9 protein-coding genes are annotated in these 8,030 nt (G+C 57.6%); 4 read left to right on the forward strand and 5 right to left on the reverse strand.

The genetic code is table 11. The features are described 5' to 3' along the window. Positions 1-116 precede the first annotated feature (116 nt). Together NW856_RS09565 and NW856_RS09570 are read left to right on the forward strand one after the other, a co-directional pair. Positions 117-338 (forward strand): hypothetical protein, encoded by a 222-nt coding sequence (locus NW856_RS09565; protein WP_414399986.1) that lies wholly within the window; start codon positions 117-119, stop codon positions 336-338. Between the two features lie 15 nt (positions 339-353). Beyond that, a complete protein-coding gene (locus NW856_RS09570) occupies positions 354-671 on the forward strand; it encodes a hypothetical protein (protein WP_011433986.1) in 318 nt (105 codons plus the stop codon). Positions 672-706: 35 nt separating this feature from the next. Here NW856_RS09570 and NW856_RS09575 read toward each other — a convergent pair whose 3' ends face one another. The 4 genes from NW856_RS09575 to petG all read right to left on the reverse strand — a co-directional run bounded on the left by NW856_RS09575 (position 707) and on the right by petG (position 3,851). Then, complete coding sequence (locus tag NW856_RS09575) at positions 707-1,744, reverse strand: hemolysin family protein (protein ID WP_414341604.1); 1,038 nt, start codon at positions 1,742-1,744, stop codon at positions 707-709. Further along, entirely contained in the window at positions 1,737-1,886 is a 150-nt protein-coding gene (locus NW856_RS09580) for a hypothetical protein (RefSeq protein WP_414373591.1), read from the reverse strand. The genes NW856_RS09575 and NW856_RS09580 overlap by 8 nt, the downstream gene beginning before the upstream one ends. A 159-nt stretch (positions 1,887-2,045) precedes the next feature. Further along, the gene (locus NW856_RS09585) at positions 2,046-3,674 is read right to left on the reverse strand and encodes a bifunctional pantoate--beta-alanine ligase/(d)CMP kinase (protein WP_414399988.1); all 1,629 of its coding nucleotides are present in this window, start codon (positions 3,672-3,674) and stop codon (positions 2,046-2,048) included. Positions 3,675-3,737: 63 nt separating this feature from the next. Beyond that, a complete protein-coding gene (petG, locus tag NW856_RS09590) occupies positions 3,738-3,851 on the reverse strand; it encodes a cytochrome b6-f complex subunit V (RefSeq protein WP_011433989.1) in 114 nt (37 codons plus the stop codon). A 146-nt stretch (positions 3,852-3,997) separates the two neighbouring features. Here petG and NW856_RS09595 point away from each other — a divergent pair, with 146 nt between their 5' ends. Next, the gene (locus NW856_RS09595; protein ID WP_414399990.1) at positions 3,998-5,392 is read left to right on the forward strand and encodes a 2-succinylbenzoate--CoA ligase; all 1,395 of its coding nucleotides are present in this window, start codon (positions 3,998-4,000) and stop codon (positions 5,390-5,392) included. Here the strand turns inward: NW856_RS09595 and NW856_RS09600 are convergent. Continuing rightward, complete coding sequence (locus NW856_RS09600) at positions 5,389-5,982, reverse strand: J domain-containing protein (protein ID WP_011433991.1); 594 nt, start codon at positions 5,980-5,982, stop codon at positions 5,389-5,391. The genes NW856_RS09595 and NW856_RS09600 overlap by 4 nt on opposite strands. A 241-nt stretch (positions 5,983-6,223) precedes the next feature. On the opposite strand from NW856_RS09600, the gene NW856_RS09605 reads away from it, so the two are divergent. Further along, a complete protein-coding gene (locus NW856_RS09605; protein WP_414399992.1) occupies positions 6,224-6,979 on the forward strand; it encodes an ankyrin repeat domain-containing protein in 756 nt (251 codons plus the stop codon). Positions 6,980-8,030: the final 1,051 nt, after the last annotated feature.

Genomic DNA, 8,030 nt, shown 5'->3' on the forward strand with positions numbered 1-8,030 from the left:
GTTCAGGAGAGTTCAGCGTGAATGTATCAGCACTCCCATCAACGCTGAGGATATGAAGGGCATACCGGCCATTTTTTGGGGGTTGGGCCTCAGTTTCGCATTTTTGTGCCACACTGGTGACCTCTACCACCACCACAGGGGGGCTGGGCAACCCGCTGTTGGCCACCGGCGAAAACGTCACTTCTCTGCTGCTGGCGGTGGTGGCGATGCTGTTGATGGGTTGGCTCGTGCGCTGGCTGGGCAAACGGGCGTTGAAACTGGGGTTCCGCAGCAGAAATGCCGCTCCCAAGTCTCAGGGATCCCCGCCGACGGCTGTTCTACACTGGAGAAGGTTTTAACTGGATGGTTTTGCCATGCCGCCTCGCTGGCCCCGGAAGCCCTCCCGTCGGGATCCCGAATTTCGCAAGCTGGATGATCGCTATACCTATGCCGCCCACCTGTCTGTTTTCCTCTGCAGCGGGTCTGGGCTGGTGTTTTTTCAGCAACTGTACCGGGCGGATTGGCCGTGGCTGGTGCCCCTGTTGGGCTGGTGGGCTTTGGGGTTGGGGATCCACAGCTTCTGGATCTTTTTTGTGGCCCGCTATCCCGTCGAGGCCGGCTTTGGGGAGCTCACTCCCGGCGCGCACGAAAACCCAACAGCCGCGGAGACGGATCCCTCCAGAGCCAGCTAGGACTTAGAGAGGGGATGATCCCCTTGCTCCTGTTCTCAGCCAGGGGAGGTAGAAGCTCCACCTGGTCGTCGTTGTCGCTGCAGCAGCAGGGGGGAGAGGTCGCTCTCGTCGTAAATATCCCCCACCAGCTCCTCCAAAATGTCCTCCAGCGTGATGAGGCCGGTGGTGCCGCCAAACTCATCCACCACGATCCCCAGGTGTTGGCGAGAGCGCAGCATTTCCTTGAGCAACAAGCTGACCCGCTTGGTGTCCGGCACAAAAAAAGGCGGTGCCATCGCCTGGGTCACTTCGGCATTGCCTTTTTGATCGAGATAGCGCAAGGCTTGCTTGAGGTGGATAATGCCGACGATCTCGTCCTTGGATTCTCCCTGCACGGGGATGCGCGAGTAGCCCGTTTCCAAACAGAGCTTCACCACATCCTGCAGTGTTTTGTCGTGGGAGATGGTCTCCATTTTAACTCTGGGCTTGGCCACGTCCCGCGCTTGGAGTAAGTCCAAAGCCAAGGCCCCACGGAACAGCCGCCGTTTTTGCCAATCCAGCAGCCCCCGCTGCCCCAACACATCGATCAACAGCTCCAAATCCTTGAGAGAAGCAGTGGCCGTCAGCGGGGAGAATTCCAATAGATTGAAGAGCCTGCTGACAACCCACTCAAAAGCGTCGATAAAAGGGCGCAGCAGCACCGATAGGACATGAACAGGCCGCACCACCCAGCGGAACACCCCTAGCGGATGGCTCACCGCCAAGGACTTTGGGGCTACTTCTCCAAAGAGGAGCACCACAATTGTGGTGGGCACGGTGGCGGCCAAAGCTCCAATCTGGGTTCCCAACAGTTCAATGGAGAGGGTTGTGGCCAAAGCGGCAATGCCGATGTTGACAAAGTTGTTCACCAGCAACAGGGTGGTGATCAGCCGCGAGCGCTGTTGTTGGGCCAGTCGATACAAGCCCTGTGGATCCCCTTGTTCTTCGATCAGGGATTCCAAGCGCAGGTTGTCCATGGCCGTGATGGCGGTTTCGGCGCCAGAGCAAGCTCCTGAGAGAAGCAGCAGAAAGGCCAAGAGAAAGACATTAACCATAGCGCTCCGTTCGCGACGGCGGAACGGGATACAGGTAGCATTGGCTCATCGAGAGAAAAGCGGGTCGGCCTATTTCCATCATCAACGGGATCCCCTCCGGCACCTCAACACCTCGGTGGTTTTGCCAAAGTTCATCACTCAACCCATAGCTCGGCATCCGTGCCCCCTCATCAACTGCATCTTCAACGAAAATCTTCAATGAGAAATGAGAGAGGGATCAAGCTGTTCAAACCGGCCAGCTCCCTGAAAATCATGCGGAAATCTGACTTGTCCCGTTGATTTAGTCTTGATTGAGTCAAAGCTACTGATCTAAACGGGCCGGGCCAGATCGCTCCAAAAGCTGCCGGTACAACATGACAATCTTGTCTTGCACCTCGGATTGGCTCAGGTGATCTGTGTCGATCAAGATGGCATCGGGGGCAGGCCGCAAGGGAGAGATGAGCCGTTCGCTGTCGCGGCGATCCCGCTGCTCGATTTGCGCTTTCAATTCTTCAAGGGGTACCATTTGCCCTTGAGCTTGGAGTTGGTGTTGCCGACGCTGCGCCCGCTCCCCGACAGAAGCAGTCAAAAAGACCTTCAACTCTGCATCGGGAAAGACGTGGGTGCCGATATCCCGTCCCTCTAAGACGGCACCGCCATCCCGGCCAATGCTGCGTTGCCGCTTCACCAGCTCCTGGCGTACTCCCGGCACTGCCGCCACGTGAGAGACCCAGCGGGTCACCTCTGGGGAGCGGATGGCCTGGGTAATCTCTTCGCCATCGGCCCAGATGCGGGTCGGCTCTGTCGAAGAGGTGCCACTTTGCAGGGTGAGCTGGGTTTGGGCGGCCAGTTGGGTGAGTTGCTCGGCATCGTCCAAAGGGATCCCCCGTTGCAGTGCCAGCCAGGTGATGGCTCGATACATGGCCCCCGTGTCCAAGTACAAAAGCTGCAGCTGGGCGGCTACTGCCCGCGCCACGGTGGATTTTCCGGCTCCAGCCGGGCCGTCGATGGCAATCAGCGGGCGACGCGGGGGAGAGGTCGTGCCGGAAGAGGGCGGTGCCGCATGCTGGACTCTCTCCGGCGAGGGATCCCCTTGCTCTGGGGAAAGGAGCAGGTTGTCGATCAGGCGAGTCTGCCCCACATAGGCAGCAATGGCCAGCAGGCCCTTGTCTTCCACCCGCGGCAGCGGCTGTAGCGTTTGGGGATCCACCAATTCCAGGTACTGCAGTTGCAGCTCTGGGGTATGCTCCAGCTCAGCACGGGCGGCGGCAAGGATCCCTTCTGCTGAGGGATCCCCGGCCTGCCAATGGTCATATCCCCGACGCAAGGCCCGGTACAGCCCGGCAGCCACCTGTCGTTCAGCAGCAGAAAGGTAGCGGTTGCGGGAGCTACAGGCGAGGCCATCGGCTTCTCGCACCGTGGGGCAGGGAACAATCGTGGTGGGTATTTGCAGATCCCGAACCAAACGCTGAATGATCGCCAGTTGCTGGGCGTCTTTTTGGCCGAAGTAGGCCCGCTGCGGCTGCACCAGGTTCAGCAGTTGCAGCACAATGGTGGCTACACCGCGAAAGTGGCCAGGTCGGTGGGGGGCGCAGAGGGTCTGCAGAAGGGATTCGGGGGGCATGACCCAGGTGCGGTCGCTTCCGGTTGCGGGGTCGGCTCCCATCTCTTGCGGGTCAGGGGCAAAGACCACATCCACATCTGCTGCCTCGCACAAGGCCCGATCCCCCTCCTCGTCGCGGGGATAGCGATCCCAGTCTTCGTTGGGGCCAAATTGCAGCGGATTGACGAAAATGCTGACCACCGTGTGGTCACACTCTTGCCGGCAGCGGCGGATTAGGCTGAGATGGCCCTCATGCAGGGATCCCATCGTGGGCACCAAGCCGATGGTGGATCCCCGCCAATTGGCTACCTGCTCCCGCAAAGCAGCGACTGTGCGCAGCCAGTGCATTGCCATGCCACCTCAATCTCTCTCTCCCCTATGGGTTTTCTCCAACCCCCCCAAAGGCTGCTCCTACAGGCCGATCTTGTTGCTGCGTTGATACTGCCTGTAGGCTGCCACGAACAAGCCTGCCAAGGTGACCACCACCATGCCCAAGACGATCCCCAACAAAATCGGCTCGATCACAACACAGACCTCCCAGTTCAAACCTAGATCATGATAAGCCAAGCCCAAACCTATCCTCACCGTTCCTTGCCAAGGAAATCGAGGGGGGATCCCCTAATAAAATGCAGGGGATCCGCGAAGCCGTTGAGATGGCATACCCATAGCCCATGAGGTCAATTGTCTTGTCCGGGGATGGCGGAGACTTGAAGGAGTGCCTGTCCAAACTGGAAGAGCAACTGCGCCCTTTGGCAGACAAGGCCGTTCCCCTGCTGGTGGCAGACTCCGATCCGGTGCAGGTGTGGGCGGCAGTTTTGACCTGCCAACGCTTGGGGATCCCGCTGTTCCTGGGTAATCCCCACTGGGGAGAACGGGAATGGGGACAGGCTTTGGCGGATATGGGATCCGGCTGGTGCTGGCGCCAGGGCCGACTGGAAGGGGATCCCGCCCCCTTGAATCTGCGCCTGCGGGATTTGCGGGAAGCTGTGCCCAGCTCCCATTGGCCGCTGATCGGCATCCCCACGGGTGGCTCTGGCGGCCAAGTGAAATGGGCCCTGCACTCTTGGCTGACCCTCAGTGCCTCGGCCAAAGCCCACCAACAGCACTTTGCCGTCGGGCCTGTACACAGCTATTGCCTTCTGCCCTTGTACCACGTCAGCGGCTTGATGCAGGCAGTCCGCTCCTGGCTGAGCGGTGGGCAGTGGGTTGTCTGGGATTGGAAACGGCAACAGCAGGCCAAGGCTTGGGATCCCCCTTTGCCGGGGAGCTTTCTATCGCTGGTGCCCACTCAGTTGCAACGGCTGTTGCTCAGCGCCCATCCGGGAGTTTTGGAGAGCCTGCGCCAATTTCGGGCCATTTTGGTCGGCGGTGGCCCCACCTGGCCCAGCCTGAGACAACAGGCCCGGCAACTTCACCTTCCTCTTGCCCTCACCTATGGCACGACGGAAACGGCTTCCCAAGTCTGTACGCTGTTGCCGGAAGCGTTTTGGCAAGGCAACGATAGCCTGGGCCGGCCCTTGCCCCACGCCAAGCTCCAGATCCGCAGCCCACAAGGGGATCCCTCCGTGGGCACCCTTCACATCTGGGCAGAGTCGCTGGCGCTGGGCTACTACCCTCAGCCCACACATGGCTTGCAGGAATGGCAGCAGCAAGGCTTCGCCCCTGGCGATTTGGGCTACCTAGACCCCCAGGGATGTCTCCATTGGCTGGGTCGAGCCGATGACCTAATCCTAACCGGCGGGGAAAAGGTGATGGCTGCAGAAGTGGAAGGGGAGATCCGAGCCAGCGGCTGGGTGGAAGATGTGTGCGTGTTGGGCCTACCGGATGCCGAATGGGGGCAGCAGGTGGTGGCGGTGGTCGTCCCCAAAACGGGGATCCCGGCAATCCCCAAAGAGCTGGAGATGCACCTGAAGCAACACCTAAGCCGCCAACTGAGTCCCTTCAAGCACCCCAAGCACTGGCTGTGGTGTACGGGGATCCCGCGCAACCCTCAGGGCAAAGTCAACCGCCAACAACTCCGGCAGTGGGCAGCTCAGACGTTGGGGATCCCAACGCAGGCAAGTTAGCGGGATCCCTCCCGAATGCCCAGACGGGCTAAATCTCGCTTGATTTCAAAGGCCAATTCTCGGTTGTGCGGCTCCGTGGCCAAAGCTTTTCTCAAGTAGGCTTCCGCCTGCTGATAGCGCCCCTCGTAGATCAAATGGTTGCCGAAGCGCTGGTAGGCCAACGCCAAGATGTGGATAGCCTCGCTGGAGTTGGGAAACCGTTTCAGCAGCGCCTCCGCCTGGGCCACCGCCGTGGGCAACTTCCGCTCCCGCCAGGCTGCCTTGACGCGGGCAATCCCCTCCTTGAGCCCTTCCGGATTGGGCTGCTCTGCCGATGAGGGGCCTATGCTGCGAATGACCACCCGCCTTTCGCCGGCAGCAGGAGAGCTGGGTGGAGATTGACGTTGTGCAGATTGACGTTGTGCATCGTAGCGCCGCCGCTGCTCAGGGTCGCTCAGCACTTGGTAGGCTTGGTGGATTTGTTGGAAACGCTCTCGGGATCCCTCCCCTGCCACATCAGGGTGAAACTGCCGCGCCAACCGTCGAAACGCCTGTTTAATCTCTTCAATGTCCGCTGCAGGAGATAGGTTCAGGATCGCGTAGTAATCCATAAACAGTGGCGCAACTAAGGGATCGGGAAAAGACCTGGCCAAAAACCAGCTCTAGTCTATCGCTGCGGCCCCGGCTTGACCAAGGGATCCCACCAAGCGCTTGGTTCTCCCGCTTCCCTCAGCAGCAGGGATCCAGTGTTAGACTTTGCCCAAGTTGTTTGGAGCCTCCATTCCGGCCTATCGAGGATCCCTTCCTGTTGCCCAACTTCATTGCAACTTGGCTTTTTTATTTCTATCTGTTATGAGTGAAGCGCTTCATCAAGCTCTTGCCAATCGAGATCTAAAACAACTATTGGCCTATTTGCAGCAAGGGGAAGATGTAAATGCTGTCGATGCTCAGGGAATGACCTTGCTTCACAAAGCGACACTCCTTGGCCATCTGGGACTGCTGGACTTGCTCTTAGTATATGGCGCCTCCCCCAATGCCTTAGATCCCACAGGTGCTACCCCTCTCCATTTGGCTGCCGCCAGCGGTCAGGTCAAGCTGGTGGAGCGTCTCTTGAGGGCAGGCAGCGATATCGATCTCCCAGATAACTATGGCTATACCCCTCTCCATCGGGCTGCTTTAACCGATCAGGTAGAAGTAATCGGTCTGCTCATCCAAAAGGGAGCCAACACTGGTCGTGTTCTCCACTGGGCCACAGCCACCGGTCGAAAAAGCATTCTGGCCCGCCTACTATCCAAGGGAGCGCCGGTGGATGCCACTGACGAAACAGGCCGAACCCCTCTGCATGAAGCCGCCACCCGAGGGGATTTGGGCATCGCTCGCTTTCTGCTCTTGTACGGGGCCAATGCCAATGCGCGCAACCGATTCGGGGCGACACCGATGCACTGGGCTGCTTGGGAAGGACACATCGAAATCCTGGAGCTTTTGCTGGAAAATGGAGCCGAACTAAACCCTCGCAATGAAGATGGGCATACCCCCTTAGCCTATGCACAAAAACGCCAACACAGGCTGGCTGCTCAATGGTTACAAGATCGAGGAGCAACTCTTTAGCTTAGTATCAAGTTTGGCATAGAGAGTAAAACAAAAGTTAATGAAAATGCTGCTATTTCAAGTCATAGGGTATTTGGTCTTCCTCCCTTCTCATGAGATGGGGTTTGAGAGTGAGGGTAACCCCTACAGAAAAAAGGAGAGAGGCTGTTAGGCTTTCCTCCCTCCAGTCTCTTCGTCGCGGTTAGCGTTAACGCCAGCTAGATTCTAACTGATTCTTCCACCTGATTCAACTTTTTTTCTAGAGTTTCTCTTGAGACCAACATAAATTTTTGAACGACAAAACAAGACATAGGACAGACAGTTTGTCCCAAAAGGTTGGTCTTTTTCCTTAGCTTCTGACAAGTTTGCAAAGGAAACTAGAGCAGCAATCTTTGTATTCGGTCTTGTCTTCCGGTTCCCGAAGCCAGATTGCCCCCTTCCAAAGCCATAACCCTCAGCCGCTGTTGCTCCTTTACACTGCCACCTCCACAGATTGACATGAGCAAGCAAAAAATCTCTCTATCAACTGATTCTGACTCTCATTAGCACAGAACCTTGCTTAGCCTTGGAGAGGAGAAAAAGGGATCCCTGCTGACGCAGATGGCCAGCTCTGCCAGCACAGGATCCCTGCCGCATCCAAGACAAGAGAGGAAGACTGATGGATATGACTCCACCACTCAACTGAGTAACAGCATAGCTTTATTGAGATTAAATCGCAATACCTAGCCAACGTAAGAGGAAATGTTCTTGACAAAACTGCTTCAAGTAGTCGTTTCAAGTTAGGGTGAGACGCTTGGGCTACTGAGGAGAGCCTTCTGATTCCCTGTATTCAAGGCTTTAGGTATGGGTGCAGTGTCCCAGTTTGAATCGAAATGGCCACAAGCAGAGTACCTGGGCTAAAGGGTAATTGGCCAAGATTTGCAGTTTCAGCCCTCTTGAGAGGATAGGTCGCGGAGTTGTGGGCACAGCACAGGTTCAAGGGGGGGTGAGGGGCTGATAGCAGTCGTGGTTCTTATTACCCTCTATTTCAACTGCTCGCGTAGCGGGCCGGAGGCCTTAGCAGGAAGCAACC

Origin of the sequence: Synechococcus sp. R3-13 (assembly GCF_047462195.1) — a bacterium.
Lineage (GTDB): Bacteria > Cyanobacteriota > Cyanobacteriia > Thermostichales > Thermostichaceae > Thermostichus.

What these genes read in the sequence shown, in the direction of transcription:
- NW856_RS09600 (WP_011433991.1), bottom strand. Translation starts at nt 5,982, where the DNA reads ATGGATTACTACGCGATCCTGAACCTATCTCCTGCAGCGGACATTGAA.
- NW856_RS09575 (WP_414341604.1), bottom strand. Translation starts at nt 1,744, where the DNA reads ATGGTTAATGTCTTTCTCTTGGCCTTTCTGCTGCTTCTCTCAGGAGCT.
- NW856_RS09585 (WP_414399988.1), bottom strand. Translation starts at nt 3,674, where the DNA reads ATGCACTGGCTGCGCACAGTCGCTGCTTTGCGGGAGCAGGTAGCCAAT.
- NW856_RS09595 (WP_414399990.1), top strand. Translation starts at nt 3,998, where the DNA reads ATGAGGTCAATTGTCTTGTCCGGGGATGGCGGAGACTTGAAGGAGTGC.
- NW856_RS09570 (WP_011433986.1), top strand. Translation starts at nt 354, where the DNA reads ATGCCGCCTCGCTGGCCCCGGAAGCCCTCCCGTCGGGATCCCGAATTT.
- NW856_RS09605 (WP_414399992.1), top strand. Translation starts at nt 6,224, where the DNA reads ATGAGTGAAGCGCTTCATCAAGCTCTTGCCAATCGAGATCTAAAACAA.